28 protein-coding genes are annotated in these 26,196 nt (G+C 61.9%); 18 read left to right on the plus strand and 10 right to left on the minus strand.

The window, feature by feature from the left end:
• Nucleotides 1-36: 36 nt before the first annotated feature.
• The 8 genes from BW978_RS04815 (at nt 37) to BW978_RS04850 (ending at nt 7,661) form a co-directional block, all read left to right on the plus strand.
• On the plus strand, nt 37-1,302 hold the full coding sequence (locus BW978_RS04815; protein WP_076392680.1) for a 3-phosphoshikimate 1-carboxyvinyltransferase: 1,266 nt from the start codon (nt 37-39) through the stop codon (nt 1,300-1,302).
• A complete protein-coding gene (locus BW978_RS04820) occupies nt 1,299-3,233 on the plus strand; it encodes a DUF2207 domain-containing protein (RefSeq protein WP_076392682.1) in 1,935 nt (644 codons plus the stop codon). Before BW978_RS04815 ends, BW978_RS04820 begins: the two co-directional genes overlap by 4 nt.
• Nucleotides 3,234-3,285: 52 nt before the next feature.
• The gene (locus tag BW978_RS04825; RefSeq protein ID WP_076392684.1) at nt 3,286-3,567 is read left to right on the plus strand and encodes a type II toxin-antitoxin system RelE/ParE family toxin; all 282 of its coding nucleotides are present in this window, start codon (nt 3,286-3,288) and stop codon (nt 3,565-3,567) included.
• 14 nt (nt 3,568-3,581) lie between these two features.
• Nucleotides 3,582-3,887 carry a HigA family addiction module antitoxin gene (locus tag BW978_RS04830; RefSeq protein ID WP_076392686.1) on the plus strand — a complete coding sequence of 102 codons (306 nt, stop codon included), beginning with the start codon at nt 3,582-3,584 and terminating at the stop codon, nt 3,885-3,887.
• A gap of 97 nt (nt 3,888-3,984) precedes the next feature.
• Nucleotides 3,985-6,513: a glycine--tRNA ligase subunit beta gene (glyS, locus tag BW978_RS04835; RefSeq protein ID WP_076392688.1), complete on the plus strand. Its 2,529-nt coding sequence runs from the start codon at nt 3,985-3,987 to the stop codon at nt 6,511-6,513.
• 104 nt (nt 6,514-6,617) lie between these two features.
• Nucleotides 6,618-6,869 carry a type II toxin-antitoxin system ParD family antitoxin gene (locus BW978_RS04840; RefSeq protein WP_076392690.1) on the plus strand — a complete coding sequence of 84 codons (252 nt, stop codon included), beginning with the start codon at nt 6,618-6,620 and terminating at the stop codon, nt 6,867-6,869.
• Nucleotides 6,862-7,161, plus strand: a complete 300-nt coding sequence (locus BW978_RS04845; RefSeq protein ID WP_076392692.1) for a type II toxin-antitoxin system RelE/ParE family toxin — start codon at nt 6,862-6,864, stop codon at nt 7,159-7,161. Before BW978_RS04840 ends, BW978_RS04845 begins: the two co-directional genes overlap by 8 nt.
• A complete protein-coding gene (locus tag BW978_RS04850; protein ID WP_076392694.1) occupies nt 7,158-7,661 on the plus strand; it encodes a 2-thiouracil desulfurase family protein in 504 nt (167 codons plus the stop codon). Before BW978_RS04845 ends, BW978_RS04850 begins: the two co-directional genes overlap by 4 nt.
• Before the next feature lie 58 nt (nt 7,662-7,719).
• On the opposite strand, the gene BW978_RS04855 is transcribed toward BW978_RS04850, so the two are convergent.
• The 3 genes from BW978_RS04855 to purD form a co-directional block, all read right to left on the minus strand.
• The gene (locus BW978_RS04855; RefSeq protein WP_076392696.1) at nt 7,720-9,540 is read right to left on the minus strand and encodes a methyl-accepting chemotaxis protein; all 1,821 of its coding nucleotides are present in this window, start codon (nt 9,538-9,540) and stop codon (nt 7,720-7,722) included.
• A 273-nt stretch (nt 9,541-9,813) separates the two neighbouring features.
• Nucleotides 9,814-10,263, minus strand: a complete 450-nt coding sequence (locus BW978_RS04860; RefSeq protein WP_076392699.1) for a plant virulence effector HPE1-like domain-containing protein — start codon at nt 10,261-10,263, stop codon at nt 9,814-9,816.
• Nucleotides 10,264-10,388: 125 nt separating this feature from the next.
• On the minus strand, nt 10,389-11,660 hold the full coding sequence (purD, locus tag BW978_RS04865; protein WP_076392701.1) for a phosphoribosylamine--glycine ligase: 1,272 nt from the start codon (nt 11,658-11,660) through the stop codon (nt 10,389-10,391).
• Nucleotides 11,661-11,832: 172 nt separating this feature from the next.
• Between purD and BW978_RS04870 the strand changes: the two genes are divergently transcribed.
• A complete protein-coding gene (locus tag BW978_RS04870; RefSeq protein WP_076392703.1) occupies nt 11,833-14,151 on the plus strand; it encodes a Tex family protein in 2,319 nt (772 codons plus the stop codon).
• A 62-nt stretch (nt 14,152-14,213) separates the two neighbouring features.
• Here BW978_RS04870 and BW978_RS04875 read toward each other — a convergent pair whose 3' ends face one another.
• Nucleotides 14,214-14,534, minus strand: coding sequence for a TraR/DksA family transcriptional regulator (locus BW978_RS04875; RefSeq protein ID WP_076393218.1), 321 nt, complete (start codon nt 14,532-14,534; stop codon nt 14,214-14,216).
• Between the two features lie 28 nt (nt 14,535-14,562).
• Nucleotides 14,563-14,973, minus strand: a complete 411-nt coding sequence (locus tag BW978_RS04880; RefSeq protein ID WP_076392705.1) for a universal stress protein — start codon at nt 14,971-14,973, stop codon at nt 14,563-14,565.
• A gap of 213 nt (nt 14,974-15,186) precedes the next feature.
• Here BW978_RS04880 and BW978_RS04885 point away from each other — a divergent pair, with 213 nt between their 5' ends.
• The 6 genes from BW978_RS04885 to BW978_RS04910 all read left to right on the plus strand — a co-directional run bounded on the left by BW978_RS04885 (nt 15,187) and on the right by BW978_RS04910 (nt 20,135).
• Nucleotides 15,187-16,068, plus strand: coding sequence for a VOC family protein (locus tag BW978_RS04885; RefSeq protein WP_076392707.1), 882 nt, complete (start codon nt 15,187-15,189; stop codon nt 16,066-16,068).
• A gap of 142 nt (nt 16,069-16,210) precedes the next feature.
• On the plus strand, nt 16,211-17,281 hold the full coding sequence (locus BW978_RS04890; protein ID WP_244551904.1) for an AI-2E family transporter: 1,071 nt from the start codon (nt 16,211-16,213) through the stop codon (nt 17,279-17,281).
• Nucleotides 17,282-17,346: 65 nt separating this feature from the next.
• Complete coding sequence (locus tag BW978_RS04895; RefSeq protein ID WP_076393221.1) at nt 17,347-18,243, plus strand: metallophosphoesterase; 897 nt, start codon at nt 17,347-17,349, stop codon at nt 18,241-18,243.
• 145 nt (nt 18,244-18,388) lie between these two features.
• Nucleotides 18,389-18,832: a c-type cytochrome gene (locus tag BW978_RS04900; RefSeq protein WP_076392711.1), complete on the plus strand. Its 444-nt coding sequence runs from the start codon at nt 18,389-18,391 to the stop codon at nt 18,830-18,832.
• Between the two features lie 84 nt (nt 18,833-18,916).
• Nucleotides 18,917-19,834, plus strand: coding sequence for a cytochrome c (locus tag BW978_RS04905; protein WP_076392713.1), 918 nt, complete (start codon nt 18,917-18,919; stop codon nt 19,832-19,834).
• 76 nt (nt 19,835-19,910) lie between these two features.
• Entirely contained in the window at nt 19,911-20,135 is a 225-nt protein-coding gene (locus BW978_RS04910; protein ID WP_040300136.1) for a hypothetical protein, read from the plus strand.
• A 15-nt stretch (nt 20,136-20,150) separates the two neighbouring features.
• On the opposite strand, the gene BW978_RS04915 is transcribed toward BW978_RS04910, so the two are convergent.
• Both BW978_RS04915 and BW978_RS04920 read right to left on the minus strand, forming a co-directional pair.
• Complete coding sequence (locus BW978_RS04915) at nt 20,151-20,720, minus strand: DJ-1/PfpI family protein (RefSeq protein ID WP_076392715.1); 570 nt, start codon at nt 20,718-20,720, stop codon at nt 20,151-20,153.
• Nucleotides 20,721-20,750: 30 nt separating this feature from the next.
• Nucleotides 20,751-21,242: a GNAT family N-acetyltransferase gene (locus tag BW978_RS04920; RefSeq protein ID WP_076392717.1), complete on the minus strand. Its 492-nt coding sequence runs from the start codon at nt 21,240-21,242 to the stop codon at nt 20,751-20,753.
• Nucleotides 21,243-21,502: 260 nt separating this feature from the next.
• Between BW978_RS04920 and BW978_RS04925 the strand changes: the two genes are divergently transcribed.
• On the plus strand, nt 21,503-21,802 hold the full coding sequence (locus BW978_RS04925; protein ID WP_076392719.1) for a toxin-antitoxin system TumE family protein: 300 nt from the start codon (nt 21,503-21,505) through the stop codon (nt 21,800-21,802).
• Nucleotides 21,783-22,142, plus strand: a complete 360-nt coding sequence (locus BW978_RS04930; RefSeq protein WP_076392720.1) for an HVO_A0114 family putative DNA-binding protein — start codon at nt 21,783-21,785, stop codon at nt 22,140-22,142. Before BW978_RS04925 ends, BW978_RS04930 begins: the two co-directional genes overlap by 20 nt.
• A gap of 44 nt (nt 22,143-22,186) precedes the next feature.
• Here BW978_RS04930 and BW978_RS04935 read toward each other — a convergent pair whose 3' ends face one another.
• Nucleotides 22,187-22,600: a MerR family transcriptional regulator gene (locus BW978_RS04935; protein WP_069042011.1), complete on the minus strand. Its 414-nt coding sequence runs from the start codon at nt 22,598-22,600 to the stop codon at nt 22,187-22,189.
• Between the two features lie 80 nt (nt 22,601-22,680).
• On the opposite strand from BW978_RS04935, the gene BW978_RS04940 reads away from it, so the two are divergent.
• Entirely contained in the window at nt 22,681-23,412 is a 732-nt protein-coding gene (locus BW978_RS04940; RefSeq protein ID WP_076392721.1) for a cation efflux transmembrane domain-containing protein, read from the plus strand.
• Between the two features lie 68 nt (nt 23,413-23,480).
• On the opposite strand, the gene BW978_RS04945 is transcribed toward BW978_RS04940, so the two are convergent.
• A complete protein-coding gene (locus BW978_RS04945) occupies nt 23,481-23,798 on the minus strand; it encodes a hypothetical protein (protein WP_076392722.1) in 318 nt (105 codons plus the stop codon).
• Nucleotides 23,799-24,017: 219 nt separating this feature from the next.
• A complete protein-coding gene (locus BW978_RS04950; RefSeq protein WP_076392723.1) occupies nt 24,018-26,126 on the minus strand; it encodes a S9 family peptidase in 2,109 nt (702 codons plus the stop codon).
• Nucleotides 26,127-26,196 lie beyond the last annotated feature (70 nt).

The following is a 26,196-nucleotide window of genomic DNA, read 5'->3' on the forward strand; positions in this document are numbered from 1 at the left end:
AGGCCTGCTTAGGACCATGCATAGAGACTGAGATCAATGACGACTGACAGTGTGACCATCCTTCCGCCCACCCATGCCCTGACCGGCCAGGTGAGCCCTCCGGGTTCGAAATCCATCACCAACCGCGCGCTTCTCTTGGCAGGCCTCGCCAAGGGCACCAGCCGCCTGACCGGCGCGCTGAAGAGCGACGACACCCGCTATATGGCCGAAGCGCTCCGCCAGATGGGCGTCACCGTCGAGGAGCCGGATGCGACCACCTTCGTCGTCACCAGCACGGGCGAGTTGAAGTCGCCGGCGGAACCGCTTTTCCTTGGCAATGCCGGCACGGCCACCCGCTTCCTCACCGCTGCCCTCGCGTTGGGCAAGGGCCGCTACGTTGTTGATGGCGACGAGCACATGCGCAAGCGGCCGATCAAGCCGCTGGTCGAGGCGCTGCAATCGCTCGGCGTTGCCATCGCCGCCCCCTCCGGTTGCCCGCCGGTCGCGATCGACGCCAATGGCGCTTTCAAGAAGAACCACGTCGTCATCGATGCCGGCCTGTCGAGCCAGTATGTCTCGGCCCTCCAGATGGCAGCGGCCTGCGGTTCCGAGCCGTTCACCATCGAGCTTGCCGGTGCCGATATCGGCGCCCGCGGTTATATCGACCTGACGATGTCGGCCATGCGCGCCTTCGGTGCCAAGGTCGAGCAGCCGACGCCGTCGTCCTGGGTAATCCAGCCGACCGGTTATACAGCGACCGATTTCCACATCGAGCCCGATGCCTCTGCCGCCACATATCTCTGGGGCGCGGAAGTTCTGACCAAGGGTCAGATCGACATCGGCACGCCGTCTGACGCTTTCACCCAACCAGACGCCAAGGCCTATGACGTGATCGCCCAGTTCCCGAACATGCCTGCCGTGATCGATGGCAGCCAGATGCAGGACGCGATCCCGACAATCGCCGTGCTCGCGGCCTTCAACGAGACGCCGGTGCGTTTCGTCGGCATCGAGAACCTGCGCGTCAAGGAATGCGACCGCATCCGCGCCGTCTCGACAGGGCTGAACAACATCCGCGAGGGCCTGGCCAAGGAAGAGGGTGACGACCTCCTGGTCTTCTCCGACCCCTCGCTCGCAGGCCAGTCGCTGCCGGCTGACATCGACACCTTCGCCGATCACCGCATCGCCATGAGCTTTGCGCTCGCGGGCCTTAAGATCCGCGACATCACCATCCTCGACCCCGGCTGCGTGGCCAAGACCTATCCCGCCTACTGGGATGCGCTCGCCTCGCTCGGCGTTGACCTCGTCAGGAACGATTCGAGATGACCTCACTGCTTCGCCTGTGCTCCGCCTTCCTTCTCTTCATCTGGATGGCATGCGGCGCGCAGGCTGAAGAGGTCATCCGCGGCTACCACGCGGATATCACGGTCCTGCCCGACGCCACGATCGAGGTGACGGAAACGATCACCGTCAATGCCGAGGGCAACGAGATCAGGCGCGGTATTTTCCGCGACTTCCCGCTTTACGCGCGGGACGCGCGGGGCCGTCGCCAGAAGGTCGATTTCGAGCTGATTTCGGTCGAGCGGGACGGTCGGCCAGAGCCCAATCACACCGAATCCGTCTCCGGCGGCATCCGCATCTATACCGGCTCGGCCGACGTCTTCCTGCGGCCAGGTGAGTATGTTTACACAATCACATACCGGACCGGTCGTCAGATCCGCTATTTCGACGATCACGACGAACTCTACTGGAACGTCACCGGCAATGGCTGGCTCTTCCCGATCGATCGCGCGGGCGCGACCGTCACGCTGCCAGATGGTGCCGTTCCGACCAGAACCACCCTCTACACCGGTCCATCCGGCTCCACCGCTCAAAACGCCCGTGAAATCCCAGGATCGAACGGTCTCGAATTCCAGACCACGCAGCCGCTTGGCCCGGGCGAAGGCCTGACCATCGTGCTCGCCTTCGACAAGGGCGTGGTCGCAGCACCCTCGTCGGAAGACAGCACCTGGTGGTTCATCCGCGACAACCTCAACACGATCATCGGCTTCGGCGGCCTGGCCGTCATTTTCCTCTACTACCTGCGCTCCTGGGCAGCCGTCGGCCGCGATCCGCCGAAGGGCGTCGTGGTCCCGCGCTGGGATCCGCCGGAGGGCATCTCGCCCGCGCTCGTAAACTACATCGATAACAAGGGCTTTTCCGGTGCCGGCTGGACAGCACTTGCCGCAGCCGCGCTCAATCTCGCAGTCGCTGGCTATGTCGAGCTCGACGATCTCGACAGCAGCATCACCATCCGCCGCACGGGCAAGGCCATTACCGGCAAGCTGCAGTCCGGTGAGGCCGCTCTGATTGCGGAAATTCCGTCAAGCGGCGACACGCTTGTCATCGACAAGGCCAACGGCAAGAAGGTGCAATCGGTCGGCAATCGCTTTCGCCAGGCGATCGAAAAGGAACACCGCAACAAGTATTACAAGGGCAATGCCGGCTACACTTCGCTCGGCATCGGCCTCTCGATCGCCGTCGTCGCCTCGCTCTTCATCTTCGGCGACCTCGACGAGGACGTCTACGCGCTGATCTTTGTGCCCACCTTCTTCTCGGTGTTCTTCGGTACTTTCACCATCGGGCTGGTCAACTCGTTCAGGCGGGGCCGCTCTCTCTTCAGCAAGATCATCGCCATTCTGGCGCTGGCCCTGATCGGCTTCGTGGCGCTCTCCACCATGGGCCTGATGCTGATCTCCATGTGGATGGACCTCGAGTCCACCCACCAGTTCCCAGTGCTCATCGCCTTCGGCGGCATTCTTCTGGTCAACCTGCTGTTTTTCTTCCTGATGGGCGCGCCGACGCCGCTTGGCCGCAAGCTGATGGATGGCATCGAGGGTTTGCGCATCTATCTGACGCTCGCCGAAAAGGACCGCATGAACATGGCAGGCGCCCCGACGATGTCGCCCAGTCATTTCGAAAAGCTCCTGCCTTATGCGGTGGCGCTGGGAGTGGAGAAACCGTGGAGCACGGCCTTCGAAACCTGGCTCGCGACAGCCGCCGCCGGTGCCGCGGCCGCTGCCTACAGCCCCGGCTGGTATCACGGCAGCAATCCCGGCGGCTTCGGTGACCGCATCGGCGGCTTCTCCTCCTCCATGGCCTCGACGATCGCTTCCACCATCCCGACACCCCCTCCTTCCAGCTCCTCGTCCTCCTCAGGCTTCTCCGGCGGCTCCTCCGGCGGCGGCGGTGGCGGTGGCGGCGGGGGAGGGTGGTAGTCCTCGACAAATGTATCGTGTGATGATACACTTGTGATCTCGGAGGCATTACATGATCCGGTCCTATGCGAGTGCAATGACGGAGACGGTGGCCTCTGGAAAAGCGCCTAAGGGCTTCCCCGCAGATCTTCTCAGGCGTGCGGTCGTCAAGTTGACGCTGATCGACAATGCCACCTCCCTGACAGATCTGATGCGCCCACCCGGCAACCGGCTGGAAGCTCTGAAGGGAGATCGGGCTGGGCAACATTCGATCCGTATCAACGACCAATGGCGGATATGCTTCGTCTGGTCCGATAACGGTGCCGATCAGGTCGAGATCGTCGACTACCACTGAGAAGGAGACATGCCATGACAACCGTCCTGCCGCCCGTCCATCCCGGTGAAATTCTGCGCGATGAGTTTCTGGAGCCCATGGGGCTGACCGCTGGCGCCCTTGCGCGCCTCTTGAATGTACCACGCACCCGGATCGAGCGTCTGGTTGCGGAGCATACGTCACTGACGCCCGATACTGCGCTTCGCCTCGCTCGGTATTTCGATATGTCGCCGCAGTTCTGGATGAACCTGCAGACGAGCTATGACCTGAAGACAGAAGCGACAGCAAAAGCCGCAGAGCTGGCTGCCATTCCCGTGCGAACCGATCTGTCCGCCGCCTGATCCACCCGCCATTTTGCACGCATCCATGGATGACTTTTGCCGCGCGGCTTGCTAAGTCCCGCGCAGCCTTCCGCAACAGCTCATAAAGTCAGACCCGATGCCCGATCTCCTGCTCGAACTCCGCTCCGAAGAAATCCCCGCGCGCATGCAGCGCAAGGCGGCTGGCGATCTGAAGAAGATGGTCACCGATGCGCTCGTCGATGCAGGTCTGACCTATGAGGGCGCGCGCGAATACTGGACGCCGCGCCGCCTGACGCTGGATATCCGCGGCCTCACCGCCCGCTCGGCCGACGTCAAGGAAGAGAAGAAGGGCCCGAGCGTCTCTGCACCGCAAGGAGCCATCGATGGCTTCCTGCGCGGTGCTGGCCTCACCTCGATTGACCAGGCCATCATCAAGACCGATCCGAAGAAGGGCGACTTCTACGTCGCCTACATGGAAAAGCCCGGCCGTGCGGCGGAAGAGATCATCGCCGATGTGATGCCGGGCATCATCCGCACATTCCCCTGGCCGAAGTCGATGCGCTCCGGCTTTGCCTCCATGCCCAAGGGTTCGACCTATGGCGGCATCGAGGGCAAGGGCATGGAAAGCCTGCGCTGGGTGCGCCCGCTGCAGTCGATCGTCTGCACCTTCGGCCCCGAGCATGACGAAGTCCAGGTCATCCCCTTCGAGATCGACGGCATCGTCGCCTCGAACATCACCTATGGCCACCGTTTCCACGCGCCGGATGCCATCACCGTCCGTCGCTTTGATGACTACGTCACCAACCTCGAACGCGCCAAGGTCATCCTCGATGCCGAGCGCCGCAAGGACATGATCCTGCACGACGCCCGCGACATCGCCTTTGCCAATGGCCTCGATCTGGTCGAGGACGAGGGCCTTCTGGAGGAAGTCTCCGGCCTCGTCGAATGGCCGCAGGTCCTGCTTGGCACCTTCGAAGAGGACTACCTCTCGATCCCCGCCGAGATCATCCGCCTGACCATCAAGACCAACCAGAAGTGTTTTGTCGTCCGCCCGCAGGGTGAGACCGACAAGCTTTCCAATCATTTCATCCTGATCTCCAACATCCAGGCCACGGATGGCGGCAAGGAAATCATGCATGGCAATGGCAAGGTCGTGCGCGCCCGCCTGTCGGATGCGCTGCACTTCTGGAAGCGCGACCAGGGCGACCTGCCGGACCTCGACACGCTGCAGGCGTCGGCTGCCAAGTTCGACCTGGATCTCAAGAAGCCGCTCGACCAACGTATGGCGAAGCTCGATGCGCTGAACGTGACCTTCCATGCCAAGCTGGGCACGCAGGGTGAGCGCGTCGCGCGTATCCGCGAACTGGCGAAGGTGCTGGCGCCTGTTGTCGGCGCCGATGCCGCCCTCGTTGACCGCGCCGTGGTGCTCGCCAAGGCCGACCTGCGCACCGAAGCCGTCGGCGAATTCCCCGAACTTCAGGGCGCCATGGGCCGCAAATATGCGCTCCTGCAGGGTGAGGATACGTCTGTCGCTGCTGCCATCGAAGACCACTGGAAGCCGAACGGCCCCTCGGACCGTCTGCCGGAAGACAAGGTGGGTCTGACCGTCGCGCTCGCCGACAAGCTGGATACGCTCACCGGCTTCTGGGCCATCGACGAAAAGCCGACCGGCTCGAAGGACCCCTATGCGCTGCGCCGTGCAGCGCTTGGCGTGGTGCGGATGATCCTGGAGAAGGGGATCAGAGTTCCATTAATCGGAGTCTTTGCTGGGGCATACGCCGCACTTCTAAATGCTCTTGGTAGTCGCTTCGAGATTTTGAACCGCTTTGATAGCGCATATTCTGATTTGATACCCACGTCCGATGAGATGGCATCGCTTCTTGCTGATCCTATTCTCAACCTGGCGCTGAACTATGATGGAAAATTTGTCGCTTCGAATTGGCGCACTGACGAGGGCCAAGCCGGTATTGCAGCAGCCCGAGTATCAGACGCGTATTTTGCCGCAATGGGTTCGAACAAGAATGCGCTAGAGCGTCAATTCTCTGGCCTCGACGATAGCGTGGAAGCGGACAGATATCATCGCACGCAGATGAGTTCATTGGTTGTAAAGGCAGCAAATGAGATCAGGGATCGCATCATCGAACAGTCTGACCTCCTCTCCTTCTTCCACGACCGCCTCAAAGTCTACTTGCGCGACCAGGGCGCCCGCCACGACATCATCGATGCCGTGCTGACGCCTGACGCCGACGATCTCCTGATGGTCGCCCGCAAGGCCGAAGCCTTGACCGCCTTCATCACCTCGGAAGACGGCCTGAACCTGCTCGCCGGCACCAAGCGCGCCACCCAGCTCTTGGCCGCCGAAGAGAAGAAGGGCACCGTCGTCGCCGATGGCGTCTCGGAAGCGCTGCTGAAGCTTGAAGCCGAGAAATCCCTCTTCGCCGCCATCCAGTCCGCTTCGAAATCGGCAGCCGAGGCCGTGGCATCGGAAGACTTCCGCTCCGCCATGCAGGCGCTGTCGACGCTGCGCGGCCCGGTCGACACGTTCTTCGAGGACGTCCTGGTCAACGACGAGGACGCCGCCATCCGTGCCAACCGCCTGGCGCTCTTGAAGGCGATCCGCGAGGCGACGGCCACGGTCGCGGATTTCTCCAAGATCACAGGCTGAATGTTTAGGACCCCGCTTTGGCGGGGTCTTTCGTTTCCAGTGACTGTTTTCCGGCCTCGGTGTCTTGTGATACTCTCGACGCGAAGACAGCTGGAGACATCCCCATGAACAAGCCTGTTCAGGTCACCATTGCCGAGCCCTATGACAGCTTCGTCGAGTCCCAGCTCGAAAGTGGCGCGTTCAAGTCTGCCGAAGACGTGGTGGAAGCCGGCCTCAAGCTTCTGAAGGAAGAGCAGGCGCGGATCGAATGGCTGCGCAATGCGCTGATCGAGGGCGAAAATAGCGGGCCGTCTGTGCCGTTCGATCCCGAAGATCTTATGGATTCTGTCCGAGAAAGATGGAAGAGCCGTGGCTGAGATCCGGCTTAGTCCTGCCGCACGCCAGGATTTTCTCGACATCGGTGACTACACGCGGGATCGATGGTCGGAGGCTCAAGCCGAACGATACCTCAGGCAGATCCTTGCGATGATCGGGGAAATCGGAATCCATCCGTTTTCAGGCAGCGAGGTATCTTTATTGCGGCCTGGTTACCGCCGCAGGCGTTGCGGCTCACATCTGATCTTCTATGTCATTCTGGAGGATGGCATGGTGGAAGTCGTGCGCATCATTCACGAGCGAGCCGACCATCTGGGTAAACTGGACGACTGACCTTGATGCCCCCCAAGATCCTCATCAGCGCCTGCCTCCTCGGCCGCCCCGTGCGTTATGACGGCAGGGGCAAGCTGTTGCACGATCCCCTGATTGAACGCTGGAAGGCCGAGGACCGGCTCGTCGGTTACTGTCCCGAACAGGCCGGCGGCCTGCCGACGCCACGTCCACCCGCTGAAATCGAAGGCGGCAAAAACGGTGACGATGTGCTTGCCGGTCGTGCCCGCGTGCTGGAAGTCACGGGCGGCGATGTGACCGAAGAATTCATCCAGGGTGGCCGCAAGGCCGTCGCCTTTGCCCGGGAGCAGGGCTGCGAGATTGCGCTCCTCATCGACGGCAGCCCCTCCTGCGGTTCCGGGTTCATCTATGACGGCTCGTTTTCCGGCACGCGCCATCCGGGTTTCGGCGTCACGGCGGCCCTGATGCGTCAGGCCGGCATCGACGTCTTCTCCGACCGGGAACTCGACAAGCTCGAAGCGCGCATGAAACGCATCCGCTGAAACGAGAAAGGCCGCCGAATTTTTCCGGCGGCCTCGTGTTCATTGAAGCGGGGTTCGCTTAGCTCGCCATGCGATACTGCTGCTGGCCACCGCCGGCCTGGCTGGTCTTGAAGCTGCGGATCAGGTCCAGCAGGTCGCCGGTATCGTTGGCGAGAACCTCGGCCGAGGCCGTGGTTTCTTCGGCCATCGCCGCATTCTGTTGGGTTGCCGTATCGAGCTGGTTGACTGCCGACGAGATCGACCGAAGTGTCGTGTCCTGCTCCTGGGCGCTGTGCGAGATCTTCGAGACGATGTCGTTGGCGCTGGCGATCTGGTCGGAAATGCGCTTCAGCGCTTCGCCGGTCTGGCCGACCAGTTGCACGCCCTGTTCGACCTGGGCCGACGAGCGGGCGATCTGGTCCTTGATCTCCTTGGCCGCAGCCGCCGAGCGCTGGGCAAGCTCGCGAACTTCCTGCGCAACGACCGCAAAGCCCTTGCCGCTTTCGCCGGCACGGGCCGCCTCGACACCGGCATTCAGTGCAAGCAGGTTGGTCTGGAAGGCGATTTCGTCGATCACGCCGATGATCTTGGTGATCTCGGCGGAAGACTGCTCGATGCCGCTCATCGCATTGATCGCCTTGGTGACGATCTCGTCGCTCTGGCGAGCCTCGTCGCTGACCGTGCCGACGCGATTGGCGGCTTCCCGTGCGCCATCCGCCGTCTGGCGGACCGCGACGGTGAGCTCGTCGAGGGCGGCAGACGTCTCTTCAAGGTTCGCCGCCTGACGTTCGGTGCGGGTGGCAAGTTCACCCGAAGCGCGGCGGATCTCTTCCTTCGAGACGGCAATGTCGTTGCCCTTGAGGTTGACGCGGGCCATGGCTTCTTCGAGACGGGCGAGTGCTTCGTTGAAGTTGTCGCGAAGTCCGGCGTATTTCGAGCCGAGATCGGCGCAGCGTACGGTGAGGTCGCCGTCGGCGAGCTTTTCCAGCGACTGGCCGATGGTCGAGACAACATGCGCCTGCTGGCGGGCTTCTGCGAGCTGTGCTTCGGCGTTCTGGCTGCGTTCGCCGTCGAGTTCGCGTTGCTGCTCTTCCTGGCGGGCGGTCATGGCGTGGCGCTCGCGCACCTTGTCCTGCAGGCTCTTGGTTGCCTTGGCCATCATGCCGATTTCGTTGGCCATGTCCGTGTGCGGAATGGCGATGGCGACATTCTCGTCCGCAACGGCTTCCAGCGCGTCGTGAATGGCCTTCAGCGGCTTGGTGATGTTGCGGATGACGAAATAGGCCGCGATCAGCGCGAGCACGAAGATGCCGGCGGACATGCCGACCGTCTTGATGATGCTGGAGCGAATTTCCGCCTTCAGGTCGTCGGTATAGAGGCCCGTGACAACGACGAGGTTCCAGGGTTCGAAGGCCTTGCCGTAAGCGGCCTTGGGGAAGCTGTAATCGTTCGGGTCCTGGCCAGGCTTCGGGCCGATGAATTCCACAAAGCCGCCACCGGCGCGACCGAGCTTGACCAGTTCGTCGCGGTAGAGGAAGCCGTTCGTGTCGCCCTTGCCCTTGCCGGAATTGCCGACCAGCTTGGCGTTCGGATGGAAGATCATCGCCACGTCGTAGTCATAGGCGAAGAAATAGCCGTCCGGCTCGAAGCGCATCTTCCCGACTTGCCCGTAGGCGAGCTTCTGGGCTTCTTCGACGGAGAATTCGCCAGCCGCGGCACGGTCGTTGTAGTCCGTCATGACCGAGAGCGCCGATTCCACTTGGGTCCTCAGAAGTTCATAGCGCTGCTGATAGATGGTCTCGGTGGAGGAGCGGACCTGCAGATAGGTGGCGGCGGCAAAGGCCGCCATCAGGCCACCGATCAGCAAGATCAGCTGGAGGGAAATGCGGAGGTTTTTCATGGGCGAGGGAGCTTTCGTCTGTCGTGCGGTTCGGGCGCCGGGGAGATGGATCAGTCGAACGGATCGGCACGTCATGTCCCGAAGATTTGCAGACAGTCTCGCTTTCAAAGATTGAAATGATTTTAAGCAGCCATGCATATGGCGCTGTGAGAATATACCGGTGATATTTAGGGGGTGCATACGGCATAACGCCCGGGACTGGGGCCGGGCGTTATGTCCGTGTCGACCACGAGAGACCGCCGCGCCCGGATCGTTAGGCGGGCGGATGGGGGATCAGTTGAGGCGCAGGTCGAAGCCTGCAAGTGCCGGCGCCTTGTCGGCCGTGGCCGGTGCATCGACGGCGGCGGTCGTCGCGCCATGGTCGATCTCGTTGGCGGCGGGCAGGCCGCCTGCGACGATGGTCGAGCCATCGGTTGCCCAGCCCGTCGCGGATGTGTAGACCACGACAGGCGAGCCGCCGAGCCAGCTTTCCACCCGCTTCAGCTTCTTTTCGCCATCGACATCGACCACTTCCGCGGTCTGGCTGCCAGCCGGCACCGTGGGGACCTGGTAATCTGTCCGTCCGACCCGCGCAGCGGGCGGCGGGCAATGGGCGCAATCGATCGTCAGAATGCTCGGCTGGCTTGCGGAAAGCCCCGTCACGGTCGAGATCGATCCGGCCTGAGCCGGCATGGCAATGGCCGAGACGGCAAGGATCATGGATGTCGAAACGATGAAACGCATCACGTTATTCCCCGATTGTTGGGATGAACATTAGCGATCGTTTCTTTCGATCCGGTCAGGAGCTTTGGTAAAATTTGAACGATTGATCGATTTCGTGTCGCAGTCCGCGCGAGAGCGTTTGCCTGTCAGGCCTTTTCGCGCTCGATCGCCCGCCAGCCGATGTCGCGGCGGCAGAAGCCGTTCTCCCACTTTACGGCGTCAACCAGCCCATAGGCCGCAGCCTGGGCCTCCGCAACGCTCGTGCCGCGGGCGGTGGCGTTGAGCACGCGGCCACCGGTCGCAACGAGCTGTCCGTCCTTCATCGCCGTGCCGGCATGGAAGACCTTGGCACCATTGGAGGCCTCGGGCAGGGCGGTGATCGCCGTGTTCTTATCGTATGAGGCCGGATAGCCCTTCGACGCCAGAACGACGGTCAGGGCCGGATCATCGCTCCACTCGGCCGTGACCTGATCCAGCGTGCCGGTGGCAGAAGCATGGAGGATCGCTAGAAGATCGCTTTTAAGCCGCATCATCAGCACCTGGCATTCCGGATCGCCGAAGCGGACATTGTATTCGATGAGTTCCGGGCCCTTGGCGGTGATCATCAGCCCGGCGAAGAACACGCCCTGGAACGGGTGCCCCATCTCCGCCATCCCGCGCATGGTCGGTTCGATGATCTCCTTCATCGTCCGCTCGACCATCTCAGGCGTCATGACCGGTGCCGGCGAATAGGCGCCCATGCCGCCGGTGTTCGGCCCGGTATCGCCATCGCCGACGCGCTTGTGGTCCTGGGCGGTCGCAAGTGGCAGCAGCGACTTGCCGTCGGACAGGCAGAAGAAGCTCGCCTCCTCGCCGTCGAGATAGGCTTCGACCACGACTTCCGCACCAGCAGCACCGAAGGCGCCTTCGAAGCAGTCGTCGATGGCAGCCAGCGCCTCGTCCAGCGTCATGGCAACCGTTACACCCTTGCCGGCCGCAAGCCCGTCGGCCTTGATGACGATCGGCGCGCCCTGCTGGCGCACATAGGCCTTGGCCTTGGGCGCATTGTTGAAGCGCTGATAGGCGCCGGTCGGAATGTTGAACCGGGCGCAGACATCCTTGGTAAAGCCCTTGGAGCCCTCGAGCTGTGCTGCGGCGGCCGATGGCCCGAAGACGGCAATACCCGCCTCGCGCAGCCTGTCGGCAATACCAGCCACCAGCGGCGCTTCCGGTCCGACCACGACGAAGTCGATCGCCTTGTCCTTGCAGAACTGCACGACCGCAGCGTGATCCTCGGTATTGAGCGCAACAAGTTCCGCCTCTTCGGCGATCCCAGGATTGCCCGGTGCGGCATAAAGCTTGGTCAAAAGCGGCGACTGGGCAATCTTCCAGGCCAGCGCATGTTCGCGTCCACCCGACCCGATCAACAAAACCTTCATCACCAGCCTCCAGAGCCACAAGGGAATGCCCGGCGGTTAAGGGGAGGGAGGCAAAAGGTCAAGCCGAATTGACCACGGATGGTCCTGCTTTCCTGTGAAGTGGGCCGCAGGCCCGTTGCCTTGCCGCATTCGCCCGCTATGGTCCGCCTTCACACGAGCAGACGGAAGACCCATGGCCGACGACATCAGATCCATTGCCGCCCTCATTGCCACCGAGATCAACGCCCGCCCTGAGCAGGTCATATCGGCTGTCGGCCTGCTCGATGAAGGCGCGACCGTGCCCTTCATCGCCCGCTACCGCAAGGAAGTGACCGGCGGCCTCGATGATACCCAGCTGCGCAATCTGGCCGAACGGCTGATCTATCTGCGCGAGCTTGCCGCCCGCCGGAAGTCGATTTTTGAGAGCATCGACGGCCAGGGCAAGATGACCGACGAGCTCGCCCGCAAGATCGCCCATGTCACCACCAAGGCCGAACTCGAAGACCTCTATCTGCCCTACAAGCCGAAGCGCCGCACCCGCGCCGAGATCGCCCGCGAGAAGGGTCTCCAGCCGCTGGCCGACGCGATCCTTGCCGACCGCACCAGCGATCCGCAGCAGCTTGCAGCCGGTTACATCACCGAAGAAGTTCTCGATGTGAAGGCGGCGCTCGAAGGTGCCCGCGATATCATCGCCGAGCAGATCTCGGAAAATGCCGATCTGATCGGCCGGTTGCGCAACGACATGAAGGATCGCGCGATCCTCTATTCCAAGCTCGTCGACGGCAAGGCCGAGGCAGGCGCAAAGTTTTCCGATTATTTCGACCATTTCGAACGCTGGGCAACCGTGCCCGGCCATCGGGCGCTCGCCATGCTGCGCGGTTGGAACGAGGAGTTCCTGTCGCTTTCGATCGAAGTCGACCGCGATGATACATCCCCTGTTAAAACCAGCCAGCGCATGATCGCCGCCGCCTATCAGGTCGCAGGCAAGGGCCCCGCCGACCAGTGGCTGTTGGAGGTCGCCGGCTGGACCTGGCGCGTCAAGCTTTCGGTCTCGCTATCGCTCGACCTGATGCGCGAGCTGCGCGAACGCTCCGAGGAAGAGGCGATCCACGTCTTCGCCCGAAACCTGAAAGACCTGCTGCTCGCCGCCCCCGCCGGCTCGCGCCCGACCATGGGCCTCGACCCCGGTATCCGCACCGGCGTCAAGGTCGCCGTCATCGATGGCACCGGCAAGGTGGTCGAAACCACGACCGTCTATCCTTTCCAGCCGCGAAACGATATTCGCGGCAGCCAGACCGAACTCGCCTCGCTCATTCGCAAGCACAACGTCGAGCTGATCTCGATCGGCAACGGCACCGGCAGCCGTGAGACGGAAAAACTGGTGGCCGACATGCTCGCCCAGTTCCCGTCCACCGCGCCGAAGCCGACCAAGGTCATCGTCTCCGAAGCTGGCGCCTCGGTCTATTCGGCCTCGGAAACCGCAGCCAAGGAATTCCCCAATCTCGACGTATCCCTACGCGGTGCCGTCTCGATTGCCCGCCGCCTGCAGGATCCGCTCGCCGAACTCGTCAAGATCGAGCCCAAGTCGATCGGCGTCGGCCAGTATCAGCATGACGTCGATCAGGGCCGTCTCGGCCGCTCGCTGGATGCCGTCGTTGAAGATGCGGTGAATGCCGTCGGCGTCGATGTGAACACGGCATCCGCTCCGCTGCTTGCCCGCGTCTCCGGCCTCGGCAAGACGACGGCGGAAGCCATTGTCGCCCACCGCGACGAGACCGGCCCCTTCGGTAGCCGCAAGGACCTCTTGAAAGTGCCACGTCTCGGCGCCCGCACCTTTGAGCAATGCGCCGGCTTCCTGCGCATCCCCAATGGTAAGGAGCCGCTCGACGCGTCCTCCGTCCACCCGGAAGCCTATGGCGTGGCGAAGAAGATCGTCGCCGCCTGCGGTCGTGACCTGCGCTCGCTGATGGGCGACAGCGCGACGCTGAAGAGCCTCGACCCGAAGCGCTTCATCGACGAGCAGTTCGGCCTGCCGACCGTCAAGGACATCCTAGCCGAACTCGAAAAGCCCGGCCGCGACCCGCGTCCAAGCTTCAAGACCGCGACTTTTGCCGAGGGGGTGGACGAGATCACCGACCTCAAGGTCGGCATGACGCTCGAGGGCACCGTCACCAATGTCGCCGCCTTCGGCGCCTTCGTCGATATCGGTGTGCATCAGGATGGACTGGTCCACGTCTCGCAGCTTGCCGATCGCTTCGTCAAGGATCCGCATGAGGTGGTGAAGGCCGGCGATGTCGTGAAGGTCCGCGTCGTCGAAGTCGACGTCAAGCGCAAGCGCATCGCACTTACCATGCGGAAAGACGGCGGCGAGGCGCAACAGCCCTCGATGCGCGGCGATGCCAAGGGCAATGCCAGCGCCATGAAGCATTCCAACGCTCGCCCGCCGAAGCCGGAACAGCCGGCGATGGGTGGCCTGGGTGCGGCGCTCGCCGAGGCCATGCGCAAGAAATAGTATAAAGAAACAGGCCGGAGCTCATCACTCCGGCCTGCCCATCGCCCCTCGAAAGGTACCGCTCAATGAGCGGCTGCACAGTCCTGGCAGAATGGCGTATGCGGCACAGCTTTCAGCCGCTCGATCGAAATCGGCTCTCCGCATGTCACGCATTGACCATACCGCCCCTTGGCAATTCGGTCCAGAGCGGCATCGATCGCCCGCAATTCCTCCTCGCCGACCTGGCCGAACTCCTCCAGCACTTCGTCGTTCTCCGCCTCGGTGGCGCGTTCGGTGCTGTCGGCACTCTTCAGGGTGCCGAGATCGCTGTCGATCTTTTTCAGCCGCCGCTCGATCTCGTCCTTGCGGGCGAGCAGGATGCGTTCGAAATGGGCTGTGTCCATGGCTTCTACGGGGTTCTCCATCATAACATCACCGATCGACCAGCACGGAGATCTTCGAGTGGCGGACCACCCGGTCTGCCGTGGCGCCGATGAAGTAGTTCGAGAAATCGGGCACATGCGAACCGACGATGATCAGGTCGGCATTGTGCTCCTCGGCCGTCGCCAGGATCTCGCGGGCAGGGGCGCCGGAGCGGATCTCGATATGCGCGCTGACACCCGTCTTTTCCTTGAGCGTGACGAGCTTGGCCTTGGCATCGTTGATCGCGCCCTCGATGAGGTCGACCGGAACGTCGATCGCCAGGTAGCCGGGGATGTCCTCGATGATGGTCAGAAGCACGATCTCGCCGCCCGCGTCGAGGAGGGACTTGGCCTTGGTCAGGATCGTCTCGCCGACTGCAATGGCTGCCGGATCGACCGGAACGATGATCTTCTTGTACATCTTGCTCTCCTTTGTCACCCACCGGGTGTTTCCTCTTTATGGGAGCAGAATGCGTCCCGCGTGGCCGCGCCGCATTGATCAGGATCAACTTTGAAGCGTGGCGGCTCGTCAATCTTTGTCGAACGATGTTTCGAAGAAATGCCATCTTTTGTGAACGATAATTCTGCCCCATATCTGGATCCAGAGGTCGCTTTCGGCCGCAGGAGAAACGTGATGACATCCGCCCATGCAGAAACCGCATCCTTTGCCCTAAGCCGTCCCGTGCATGTCGGCCGCGCCCATCTCGTCGTGCGTGATCTGGACATGATGGCCGGCTTCTACGAGAAGGCCCTCGGGCTGAAGCGCTTGGCGCATGGACCGAGTGGTGTCGAGCTCGGCGCCGGTGACCGCGTTCTCCTGACCCTGACGACGCGCGGCGATGCAGCCGCTGCGCCCCGCAATGCTGCGGGCCTCTTTCACAATGCCTTCCTCATGCCGGATCGCGCCGAGCTCGCCCATTGGCTGGCGCACGCCGCCCATCTGGGCCTCCAGTTCGAAGGCGCCAGCGACCACCTGGTCAGCGAAGCGATCTATCTGTCGGATCCCGAAGGCAACGGCATCGAGGTCTACCGGGATCGCCAGCCGAGCGAATGGACCTATCATCCTGATGGGACGGTCGAGATGGATACGCGCCGTCTCGATCTGCAGGCGCTCTATGACAGCGCTCCGAAGACCCCGTGGGCCGGCATCTCGCAGGACGCCACTCTCGGACATATTCATCTCCAGGTCGGCGATGTGCCTGAAGCGGACCGTTTCTACGAAGGCGTGCTTGGTCTGAAGAAGATGGCGAGCTATCCGGGCGCGAGCTTCTATGCCTCCGGCAGCTACCACCATCACGTGGCCGCCAACATCTGGAACAGCCGCAAGGCGCCAGCCCGCACAGGGGCTATGACCGGGCTGCAGGACTATGAGCTCGCCTTCAACGATCATTCTGTCCTGACCGATGTGCTCGCCACCCTGGAGAGCCTGGAAATCAAGGTGGAGCGGACCGCGCGCGGCTTCAGTCTCGCAGATCCCTGGGGCATCGGTCTGACGCTGGTCGCACCTCGGAGCTGATCTGCCGTATCCGAAACTCTGACCGTGTTATTCCCGGTGGAACGGATGTTGTTCCCGCACGTTGAAGGACGTCGCGAGGGAACAACATCATGCCGCCATCTGTCCGCCGAAAGAAATGCCTGTCCGGGAGAGTCCGGTGAACATGCAGGTCAACCATCGCCATAGCCCCTCCCGCAAGGTCCGCTTCAAGAAGACCGGGCTCGACTATGTCGTATCCTGGTCGGTCATCGGTCTTTTTCTGATCTTTGCGCTTGTCGCGCTGCATCTGGCTTCGTTCGTCCTCATCCCGCTGACCATGGCGATCGTCGTCGGCCTCATCCTGGGAATTGCGGCCGACCGTCTCGGCAAACTCGGTGTTCCGCCCACGGTGACGGCCGTCATCCTGTCCGGCCTCTTCCTGGTTCTGCTTCTCGTTCTGGTCAGCATCGTCTGGACACCGATCAACATGCTGGTCGAAAATGGTCCAAACATGATCAACCGCACGATCGCGTATCTGGGGAGTATTCCCTGGATGGAGCGGCCCCTGGCAATCCTGTCGCGCGGGCCGGATTCCATGGAAGCAATGCTGGAGAATTCCGGCACCATTCTCTCGACCGTTGCAGCCGGCGTGACCCCAGCCCTTATCCAGCTCTTCATCTTCATTGCCGGCCTTTTGCTTTTCCTGTCCTGCCGGCTGGCATTGCGTCGAGAACTGATCCGCGCATTTTCCGACCGAGCGCGTCGCCTGAAGGCCATCCGCCTGTTCAACGAGGTCGAGGAGGCGCTCGGCTACTATTTTGCGACGGCGGTCGTCGTTTACGGTATCTTTGGTGCTGTCGCCGCAGTGGTCGCGTGGCTCGGCGGTCTGGGTACACCGGCGCTTTGGGGTGTGGCGGCCTTCCTGCTGAGCTTCATCCCGTTTCTAGGCATAGCCATGGTCACCATCGCCATGGCGATCGCCGGCTTGCTGGTGCACGAAAGCCTGTTGATCGGCCTCCTGCCTGCCTTTGTCTTCTTCCTCCTCGATGGTCTCCTGGAAAACCTGCTGATCCCTGCGGTGATGGGCAAGCGGCTGCAGATGAACGCCTTCATGCTGTTTGTCGCCATCGTCTTCTGGACCTGGTTGTGGGGTGCCGTGGGCGCCATGCTTGCAGTCCCGCTGACGCTGATCTGCATGACGCTTTATGGCGGGATCGTGCCGCAGACCCGGATCCAGCCCAACCTTCCTGGCTGAAGGATTGTCATTCATCCGTCATGGCCAGGGCCTATGCACCGCCGAAAACCAGGAACGGTGCATCCATGACTGACACTCTCGCCCGCTTGCGGCTCGGCATCATCGCCGATCCCCAATATGCCGACCTCGACCCGGATCGGGAGCGGGACCGATACTTCCGCCGCTCGCTCGACAAGCTGGGTGAAGCCGTACAGCACTTCAATGCCCAGAACCTCGATGCCGTGGTGGTCCTCGGTGATCTGATCGATCGAGGCTGGGAGAATTTCCCACCGGTTCTTGATCTTCTCGAGACGTTGCAGGCGCCGCGCATCCTGCTGCCGGGCAATCACGACTTCATGGTCGATCCAGCGTCTCTGCCGCAGGTTTACGCCAGGCTCGGGATGCCGGCGCCCTATCATGCCGTGCGAATGAAGGGCCTTCGTCTGCTGGTTACAGATGGCAACGAGATCTCGCTCTTCGCGCCACCGGAGGGCGACCCAAGGCGGACCGAAGCCGAGCAGCGTCTGACGGCATTGCGGGAGCAAGGTGCGCCAAACGCCAACAGGTGGAATGCCGGCGTCTCCGATCGTCAGATGACCTGGATTGCCGATCAACTGGCGGCCGCCAAGGAAGGCGGCGAAGACGTCATTCTTCTCGGACACTACCCCATCTACCCGCCATCCGATCATGCGCTGTGGAATGCCGAGGCTCTCTCCGGTCTCATAGCCGAGTCCTCCGCCGCCCTGGCCTATCTCTGCGGCCACCAGCACACCGGCAATTATGCCGCGAAGAACGGCGTTCACTTCGTCAACTTCCGTGGCATGGTCGATACGGAGCATCAGAACGCCTTCGCCGTCCTTTCCATCTTCCATGACCGCATCGAGATCGCGGGACATGGTCGCGAGCCCGACCGCAGCCTTCAGCTGCGTCCCGGCAAGCGCCGTGCAGGCCTCTTCGCTGACAATTCACTGACAGCCGGCTGACGTGAATTCGTCATAAATATCTGAAACTTGCCAAGGGTGATGCTCATCACTCCTTTGTGACTTCAATCGGCTGTTCCAAGGCTGCAAACATGTCGTGCTCGCTAACGATCGCCGGCAAGTCCGGCCGAACTCTGGAGAAAAGCCGATGAAGTTGAAAGTTGTTCTGTCCGCCGCGGCGGCGATCTGTCTTGGCGTGTCCGCAGCCATTGCTGCGGGCGAACCGCAGGCCGTGCGCCAGGATGAAATGAAGAAGGTCGGCGGTGCCATGGGCGCGCTCGGTGGTATCGCCAAGGGCGAGAAGCCTTATGACGCAGATGCCGTAAGAGCAGCACTCACGACGCTTGCCGAAGTCAGCAAGACCTTCCCGGATCACTTCCCCGCCGGCAGCGAAACCGGCATGGAGAGCGAAGCCGCACCGGCGATCTGGCAGAACATGGACGACTTCAAGGCAAAGTCCGCGAAACTCACCGCCGCTGCCGAAGCACAACTTGCAAGCTTCCCGGCCGATCAGGCGGGCGTTGCCGCCGCCATGCAGGCCGTCGGTGCCACCTGCGGCGATTGCCACCAGACCTATCGTCTGAAGAACTAAGGCCCTCCCGGCGGGCGCCTTCCGATTGCCGGATCGCCCGCCGAACAGTTGCCCGCAGGGCACTATCAGACATTGGAGGCCCAGATGGCGTCGACTTGGATCAAGGGGCTCGGCATGCTCGCCGTGCTCGGTGCAGCCGGCTTCGGCACGTTCCTTTTCATCACCGCGCCTCAGCGCCAGGACCCTGCGGTCTGGGCCAATCTCGGCGAACCGGATCTCGCGCATGGTCGTGAGGTCTTCTTCGCCGGCGGTTGCACGAGCTGCCACGCACCGGCCGGTGCGACGGGGGATGCGCGGCTGGTGCTTTCAGGCGGCGCCCCGCTGAAAAGTGATTTCGGCATCTTCCACGCCCCCAACATCTCCAGCCACCCGGAAGCCGGCATTGGCGCCTGGACACTCGCCGAGTTCGGCGATGCCATGACCCGTGGCGTGGGTCGCGCGGGCGAACACCTTTACCCGTCCTTCCCCTATGGCTCCTATGCGCGCATGACGCCCAAGGATATCAACGATCTCTACGGTTTCATGAAGACGCTGCCGGCGAGTGATGCCATAGCACCTGCGCAAGAACTGGGTTTCCCCTTCAACCAGCGTTTCGTGCTGGGCGGCTGGAAGTTCCTCTACTACACCGATGCGCCCCGGGTCGAACTTGCCGACGCCTCCGACATGGTGAAGCGAGGGCAATATCTCGTAGAAGGTCCCGGCCATTGCGGCGAATGCCACACGCCTCGCAATGCGCTGGGGGGCTTCGAGACCGGCCGCTGGCTGGCCGGTGGCCCGAATCCGGAAGGCGAGGGCTCGATCCCGAACATCACGCCGGGGTCGAAGAGCATGGGCTCCTGGAGCGAAGGTGATATCGTCACCTATCTCGAGAGCGGCTTCACGCCCGATTATGACAGTGTCGGCGGCTCCATGGTCGAAGTGCAGAAGAACATGGCGGAACTGAGCGCTGCCGACCGTGAGGCCATTGCCGCCTATCTGAAGGCCATTCCGGCGGTGCAGTAAGCCTTCACTGCGCTGTTCAGCATCGCGCAAGCCTTGCCTGTCATCTTTCCGTCGTCGAACTGACTGCGGAGGGGATATGAGCATTGAACGCCGGCGGATGGAGTATGCGCTCCGGTCCCTGCTCGACAATTATCCTGATCCCGCCTTGCACCGCTGGGTGGACGAGACGGTTCGCGCCTTCGAAAAACGCCTGTCGGCCATCGTTGATCCGCGCGAGCGCGATCACGCGCAGCAGGCTGCTCTCATCCTGATCAAGACGACGCTGCAGAAGTGGTCGGAAAACCCGCCCGTTCGCCACTGACCTGACGGGACTTGTTCAGCTGGTATGTTCGGCGGCAAAGGCTGCCAGTTCTTCTTCTGCTTCAGGTCCATAGAGGCCAAGCGCTTTCAACACCTCGACTGTGAACGTATCCGGCGCCGAGCCTGCAGCCGTCACGATCATGCCGTCACGCATCGCTTGCGGCTGATCGACATAGCGCATTTCGCCACGATAGGCGGGGTACTTCTTGTGCGAAGCAAGCGAGTTGCCTGTATGCGCGACGTCATCAAGAACACCGGTCGCCGCCAGCGCGCTCGCGGCCGCACAGATCCCGCCGAGAACCTTGCCCTTGTCGCGAAACGCCGTGGCGAGCGCTGTGAAGTCAAACGCCACACCTTTTTCCCAGGCATAGCCGCCAGGAATGATCAGCGCATCGAACTGCTCGGCATCGATCGCGTCAAAGCCGATGTCGGGCGTGACCTTCAGTCCACCCATGGAGATGACGGTTTTGCCATCCGGGCTCGCCGTCACCACTTCGCAGTCGAGCCAGTATCGCGTGGCGGCCATCAGGAGCGCAGGCTCCCAGTCGGCATAGTCGTTCTGCAGGGCAATCACGATGCGGGGCATGAGTTCCTCCTTGCATCTGTCGGGTGAGGCTCAGCTCAAGGCCTGCAGGTAACGCATGCCGGTGACCGGGCGCGGAATGAAGTCCATGTTTTCGTAGAAGCGGTGGGCGGCGAAATTGCCGGTGGCAGCCGACACCGAAATGAAGTCGCAGCCGGAAGCGCGGGCGATCTGGCGGGCCCGGTCGACGAGATGCTGGCCGATGCCATTGCCGCGCTGTCCGTCGCGCACGAAGAGATGATGCAGTTCCATGCCGCGTTTGCCTTCCTGTGCCTTGTAGAGCGGCACGAGGATCGCGTAGCCGATCAGACCCTCTTCGCCGCTGTCGGCAACCAGCGCCTGGATCCAGGGCATGGGGCCGAACAGATCGCGCTCCAGCACATCAGGCGTCATGGCCGACGCGTCGCCGTGATGCTGCGCGAGCGCCAGAATCATAGCGTTGAGTTGCGGCAGGTCGCGAGGCTTGGCATGGCGAATGGCCACGATCGGCGGGCGGGGCAGGGTGAGATCTGTATCTTCGGTCATGTTGCTTTCCCTTGGTCTCATTTCGTGCCGTCAGGGGGAAAGTCGTCCGGAAAACAACAAGGCCGCCTGACGGCGGCCTGTTGACAATGTGATCTTGTCAGGCCGCCGGTTACCGGTAGGCCCAAAAATACGTGCAGGTGATGTTTGCGCGAATGTCGATCATGGCCGGTGTGATGCGCCAGTTTAAATCGATTGTCAACGGCGATCTTTTCGGATGGTCGCTGATGGAGTAGAGTCCATCAATGACCGTGAGGTGAGGGATGGCGAAGGCGACGTTAATCCGCAGGATGCGCAGCTTTGTGCGCGACGGGGTCTTCGTCGAGGTCTTGATTTGGCATGTCCCGGTTGTCGTCCGGGGTAGCCTTCATGAGTTCAAATACAGCCTCGCCCTGATTTCCGAAGGTGTATGCGTGTTGCGTTATGACAATGAGGCTGGGAAGGGTGATCACCGGCATATTGGAGCGGTTGAAACTCCTTACGCGTTTAGTGGCATAGACCAATTGACTGCGGATTTTCTGGCAGACGTGGAAGGGTGGTTGGATGACAACGCTCAAGGTTAAGATCGAAAGTCTCGAGCAGACAATGGAAGCGCTCGCCGATGTCATGAAGGCTGCTACCGGGCAGTCGGCACCACGCAGCGAGTGCAGCTTCAGTTTCCCCTCTTGGGAAGCAATGCATCGGGTTTTGACACCCAAAAGGCTTGAGATCATGAAGGTCATGACAGGGCAGGGTCCGCTGACCAAGCGCGAAGTTGCCCGACGTGTCGGTCGCGACTTCAAGGCCGTTCATGCCGATCTTGAGACCCTCTTGAACAGCGGTGTTATCGACAGGTCAGATGAAGGCGTCGTTTTCCCCTATGACCGGATCCACTTCGAGTTCGAAATCGAGTCGGCTGCGTAATCGAGCCGATCACGGTGTGAGCGACGGGAGCTGAAAGAGCTTCCTCAATGCTCGTGTTCACACAGCCCGTGATCGGACAGTGCCCGGATCACATAACAGTCGCCGATCGTATGGCATTCCCCATGCGAGACGATACGCGCAAGTTCCGCTTCCAGCTTCTTCAGCCGCGCGATCTTTTCCCTGACATCATCGAGCTGTTCGCGGGCGATGTGGTCTGCACGCTCGCAGGGCTCTTCCGGATGGCCGCTGAGCGTCAGCAGCTCCCGGATCGCCTCGATCGGAAATCCGAGATCCCGCGCATGGCGGATGAAGGTCAGTCGCTCGAGATCGGCCTTTTCGTAGCGCCGTTGATTGCCTTCCGTGCGATCCGGGGCCGAGATCAGCCCCATCTGCTCATAGTAGCGGATGGTCGGCACCTTGACCCCGGCGCGCCGGGACAGATCCCCGATCGAAAACATGAAAAAACCTCTTGAACCTCTAGTCGCTAGAGATCCTAAGGTCGATGCATGACCACATCAAGACCTGAAGGATGTCAAAGATGAGTGCTGCTTGCGGCCATGACCATGCCCCTTTCGACGGCATGTCCGACACCTACAAGCGCCGGCTCTGGCTGGTGATTGCCATCAATGCCGGAATGTTCGCCGTGGAAATGACGGCCGGCCAGCTGGCGCGTTCCCAGGCACTGCAGGCCGATGCTCTGGATTTCTTCGCCGATGCCGTAACCTATGGCATTTCGCTCGCCGTGATCGGCGCCTCGCTGAAAACCCGCAGCATGGCTGCTGCCGCCAAGGGGGTGAGCCTCTTCCTCATGGGCCTCTGGGTCTTCGGCTCCACAGTCTGGCGCGCCTTTGAGGGCGGCGTGCCAGAGGCGCCGGTCATGGGCCTCATCGGCTTCCTGGCGCTTGCCGCCAATGTCGCGAGCGTGCTTCTTCTGATGTCCTACAAGGACGGGGACGCCAATGTGCGTTCGGTCTGGCTCTGCTCGCGCAACGATGCGATCGGCAATGTCATCGTCATGATCGCAGCACTCGGTGTCTGGGGAACGGCCACCGCCTGGCCCGACCTGATCGTGGCCGGCATCATGGCAGGCCTCTTCCTCAGCTCCTCTGTCCAGATTCTCAGCCAGAGTTACCGCGAGTGGAGGGCGGGCGAAGCAATCACCCTGTCATCGTCCTGCTGCGGGACGGGGAAGGCATCCTGCGGCTCGGGGCATGATCATGATGACGCTCAGCATGAACACGGCGCAGAGCACGTGCATCGTCACCCCTGACGGATGTCCAGACGCAAGAAGGCCGGCTTGGCATCATGCCGGCCGGCCTTCTTGACCGCATCGTCTCGTCAGAATTCCTGATAGGGCGAAGGGGGTATCTCGTATTCCCGGTAGGCGGCTTCCACTGCCTGCACGCGGGAATCTGCAGGCTGGCGGTCTCGGTTCGGGCCGTTGCCGATGTCGACGATCGCCTTGCGCGAGCCTTCGACGGTCCACAAGGCCGAAGCCAGCTGGTTCGACAGAAGCGTGCTGGAAAACGTGCTCGCACCGCTGGCGCGGGGCGCGCTGGTGTTGGACGTTTCGGGGGCAGCATCCTCCGCGCCGGTCGTGTTGGGCACGTATCGGCTTTGGTAGGAGTAGCCGCTCAGGCCGCTATCGATCCTCATGGCGGACACCTCAGTTGAAGAATTAACCTTTTGTTAACCTTTCAACCTTGCGCGAAGCTTGCGCCGGTGATGCCGCTATAGGAATTGCCCCTTGCGCAATGTCGCGACTGAAAGTACGGGCCGCGAATCAAGACCTTGAGGTGAGGCTGTTTAAGGCATTGCCGAAGCAATGCCAAAAACGCACCCGTTATTGCTTGGAGCCTCGACCCCGCTGCCGCTTTAGACCTTCCCCGCCACCTTGATCGCATAGGCATATTCGAACGCGATCTCTTCCAATCGCTGGAAGCGTCCCGATTTGCCGCCATGCCCGGCAGCCATGTTGGTCTTGAGCAAGAAGGGGCCGGCGTTCGGTGCCGTGTCCCGCAGCCGGGCAATCCACTTGGTCGGCTCCCAATAGGTGACGCGCGGATCAGTGAGGCCTGAAAGAGCGATGATCGGCGGGTAGGGCTTCTTGTCGACATTGTCGTAAGGGCTGTAGGCCGCGATCCAGCGATATTCCTCTTCGGACTCAATGGGATTGCCCCATTCCGGCCATTCCGGCGGGGTGAGCGGCAGGGTATCGTCGAGCATGGTGTTGAGCACATCGACAAAGGGCACGGCGGCGATGATGCCGGCGAACTTCTCCGGCGCCATGTTGGCAACCGCCCCCATCAGCATGCCGCCGGCAGATCCGCCTTCGGCGATGATCCGGTCATAGGAGGTGAACTGCTCCTTCACCAGGTGATCGGCAGCCGAGATGAAGTCCTTGAAGGTGTTGACCTTCTTTTCCATCTTGCCGTCTTCGTACCAGGAGAAACCCTTGTCCTTGCCACCGCGGATATGCGCGATCGCATAGACGAAGCCGCGGTCAACGAGCGACAGGCAATTGGTGTTGAAACCGGCGGGAATGGTGATGCCATAGGCCCCGTAGCCGTAGAGCAGGCAGGGTGCGGAGCCGTCGAGCTTGGTGTCACGGCGGTAGAGCAGGGTGACCGGCACCTTCTCGCCGTCATGCGCTTCGGCAAACACCCGGCGGGTAACGTAGTCTTCAGGATTGTGACCCGAGGGCACTTCCTGGGTCTTGAGAAGGGTGCGCTCGCGCGTCGCCATGTTGTAGTCGAACAGCTGGCTTGGCGTCGTCATCGACGAATAGGAGAAGCGGATGACATCAGTCTCGTATTCCGCAGCGCCCTGCAGCCCCAGTGAATAGGCTTCCTCGGCAAAGGCGATCGAATGCTCTTCGCCTGATCTGCGGTCGCGGATCATGATGACCGGCAGGCCCTCGCGACGCTCCAGCCACACGAGATGCCCTGCAAAAGCCATGTGGTTGAGGATCAGACGGCCCGGCTCGTGCGGCACGACCTCTGTCCAGTTCGCCTTGCCCGGTGCGGACACCGGTGCCTGGACGATCTTGAAGTCCTTGGCATCATCGGCATTGGTCAGGATGTAGAAGACATCACCGCCTTCCGTCATCGAATACTCGACGCCTTCCTCGCGCTCGGCGACCAGCGCAGGCTCAGCCGTCAGATCCTTGGTGGAGAGCAGGCGGTATTCGGATGTTTCGTGGTCATGGATGTCGATGAAGATAAAGTCGTCGAGCAGCGAGCCGCCGACGCCCATGAAGAAGCCGGGGTCCTTCTCCTCATAAACCAGCCGGTCGGACGACTGCGGCTGACCCACGATATGGTGGAAGACCTTGGAGGGACGATGGTTTTCGTCCTGCAGCGTATAGAAGAAGCTCTTGCCATCAGGCGCCCAGACCCCGCCGCCGGCAGTATTTTCAAGCACGTCTTCCAGATCCTGCTTGCTGGCGAGATCGCGGATGCGCAGCGTGTAGTATTCCGAGCCCTTGTCGTCATAACCCCAGATGCCGAAGCTGTGGTCCGTGGTGTGGTCGATGCCGGACAGGCGGAAATAGTCCTTGCCGACAGCTTCCTTGTCGCCATCGAGCAGCAGGTCGCGGATCGCCTCGTCCTTCGGATTGCCGTCACGTGGAATGCGGAAATAGCGCGGCTGCTCGCCGCCGGTGACGAAGGCCGAGCCATAGGCAAACGGCCCGTCCTTCATCGGGATCGACGAATCGTCCTCCTTGATGCGGCCCTTCATCTCGGCAAACAGCGTCTTTTGCAGCTCTTTGGTGTCCGCCATCGCCGCTTCCATATAGGCGTTCTCGGCTTCGAGAGTGGAGCGGATGTCCGGATCGAGTATGGAGGTATCCTTGAACATGGCCTGCCAGTTGTCGGCGCGCAGCCAGGCGTAGTCGTCCGTTCTCGTGATGCCGTGACGGGTATCGGAAACAGGCTTCTTGGCGGCGACGGGCGGGGAGGGCAGGTTCTTGAAGACGGACAAGGGAGATCCTTCCGGAAATGGAAACATTCAGCTCAGCGAGAGATAGAGAGGCGAGGGGCCGCGATCAAGC

Origin of the sequence: Rhizobium sp. RU33A, assembly GCF_900156055.1 — a bacterium.
GTDB lineage: Bacteria > Pseudomonadota > Alphaproteobacteria > Rhizobiales > Rhizobiaceae > Allorhizobium.

Coding starts and splice junctions, on each gene's coding strand:
- BW978_RS04870 (WP_076392703.1), top strand. CDS start 11,833: ATGGCCGACGACATCAGATCCATTGCCGCCCTCATTGCCACCGAGATC.
- glyS (WP_076392688.1), top strand. CDS start 3,985: ATGCCCGATCTCCTGCTCGAACTCCGCTCCGAAGAAATCCCCGCGCGC.
- BW978_RS04935 (WP_069042011.1), bottom strand. CDS start 22,600: ATGTTTTCGATCGGGGATCTGTCCCGGCGCGCCGGGGTCAAGGTGCCG.
- BW978_RS04930 (WP_076392720.1), top strand. CDS start 21,783: ATGACAACGCTCAAGGTTAAGATCGAAAGTCTCGAGCAGACAATGGAA.
- BW978_RS04890 (WP_244551904.1), top strand. CDS start 16,211: ATGCAGGTCAACCATCGCCATAGCCCCTCCCGCAAGGTCCGCTTCAAG.
- purD (WP_076392701.1), bottom strand. CDS start 11,660: ATGAAGGTTTTGTTGATCGGGTCGGGTGGACGCGAACATGCGCTGGCC.
- BW978_RS04925 (WP_076392719.1), top strand. CDS start 21,503: ATGGCGAAGGCGACGTTAATCCGCAGGATGCGCAGCTTTGTGCGCGAC.
- BW978_RS04915 (WP_076392715.1), bottom strand. CDS start 20,720: ATGCCCCGCATCGTGATTGCCCTGCAGAACGACTATGCCGACTGGGAG.
- BW978_RS04855 (WP_076392696.1), bottom strand. CDS start 9,540: ATGAAAAACCTCCGCATTTCCCTCCAGCTGATCTTGCTGATCGGTGGC.
- BW978_RS04895 (WP_076393221.1), top strand. CDS start 17,347: ATGACTGACACTCTCGCCCGCTTGCGGCTCGGCATCATCGCCGATCCC.
- BW978_RS04945 (WP_076392722.1), bottom strand. CDS start 23,798: ATGAGGATCGATAGCGGCCTGAGCGGCTACTCCTACCAAAGCCGATAC.
- BW978_RS04905 (WP_076392713.1), top strand. CDS start 18,917: ATGGCGTCGACTTGGATCAAGGGGCTCGGCATGCTCGCCGTGCTCGGT.
- BW978_RS04825 (WP_076392684.1), top strand. CDS start 3,286: ATGATCCGGTCCTATGCGAGTGCAATGACGGAGACGGTGGCCTCTGGA.
- BW978_RS04910 (WP_040300136.1), top strand. CDS start 19,911: ATGAGCATTGAACGCCGGCGGATGGAGTATGCGCTCCGGTCCCTGCTC.
- BW978_RS04860 (WP_076392699.1), bottom strand. CDS start 10,263: ATGCGTTTCATCGTTTCGACATCCATGATCCTTGCCGTCTCGGCCATT.
- BW978_RS04920 (WP_076392717.1), bottom strand. CDS start 21,242: ATGACCGAAGATACAGATCTCACCCTGCCCCGCCCGCCGATCGTGGCC.
- BW978_RS04820 (WP_076392682.1), top strand. CDS start 1,299: ATGACCTCACTGCTTCGCCTGTGCTCCGCCTTCCTTCTCTTCATCTGG.
- BW978_RS04885 (WP_076392707.1), top strand. CDS start 15,187: ATGACATCCGCCCATGCAGAAACCGCATCCTTTGCCCTAAGCCGTCCC.
- BW978_RS04830 (WP_076392686.1), top strand. CDS start 3,582: ATGACAACCGTCCTGCCGCCCGTCCATCCCGGTGAAATTCTGCGCGAT.
- BW978_RS04940 (WP_076392721.1), top strand. CDS start 22,681: ATGAGTGCTGCTTGCGGCCATGACCATGCCCCTTTCGACGGCATGTCC.
- BW978_RS04875 (WP_076393218.1), bottom strand. CDS start 14,534: ATGGACACAGCCCATTTCGAACGCATCCTGCTCGCCCGCAAGGACGAG.
- BW978_RS04840 (WP_076392690.1), top strand. CDS start 6,618: ATGAACAAGCCTGTTCAGGTCACCATTGCCGAGCCCTATGACAGCTTC.
- BW978_RS04815 (WP_076392680.1), top strand. CDS start 37: ATGACGACTGACAGTGTGACCATCCTTCCGCCCACCCATGCCCTGACC.
- BW978_RS04900 (WP_076392711.1), top strand. CDS start 18,389: ATGAAGTTGAAAGTTGTTCTGTCCGCCGCGGCGGCGATCTGTCTTGGC.
- BW978_RS04880 (WP_076392705.1), bottom strand. CDS start 14,973: ATGTACAAGAAGATCATCGTTCCGGTCGATCCGGCAGCCATTGCAGTC.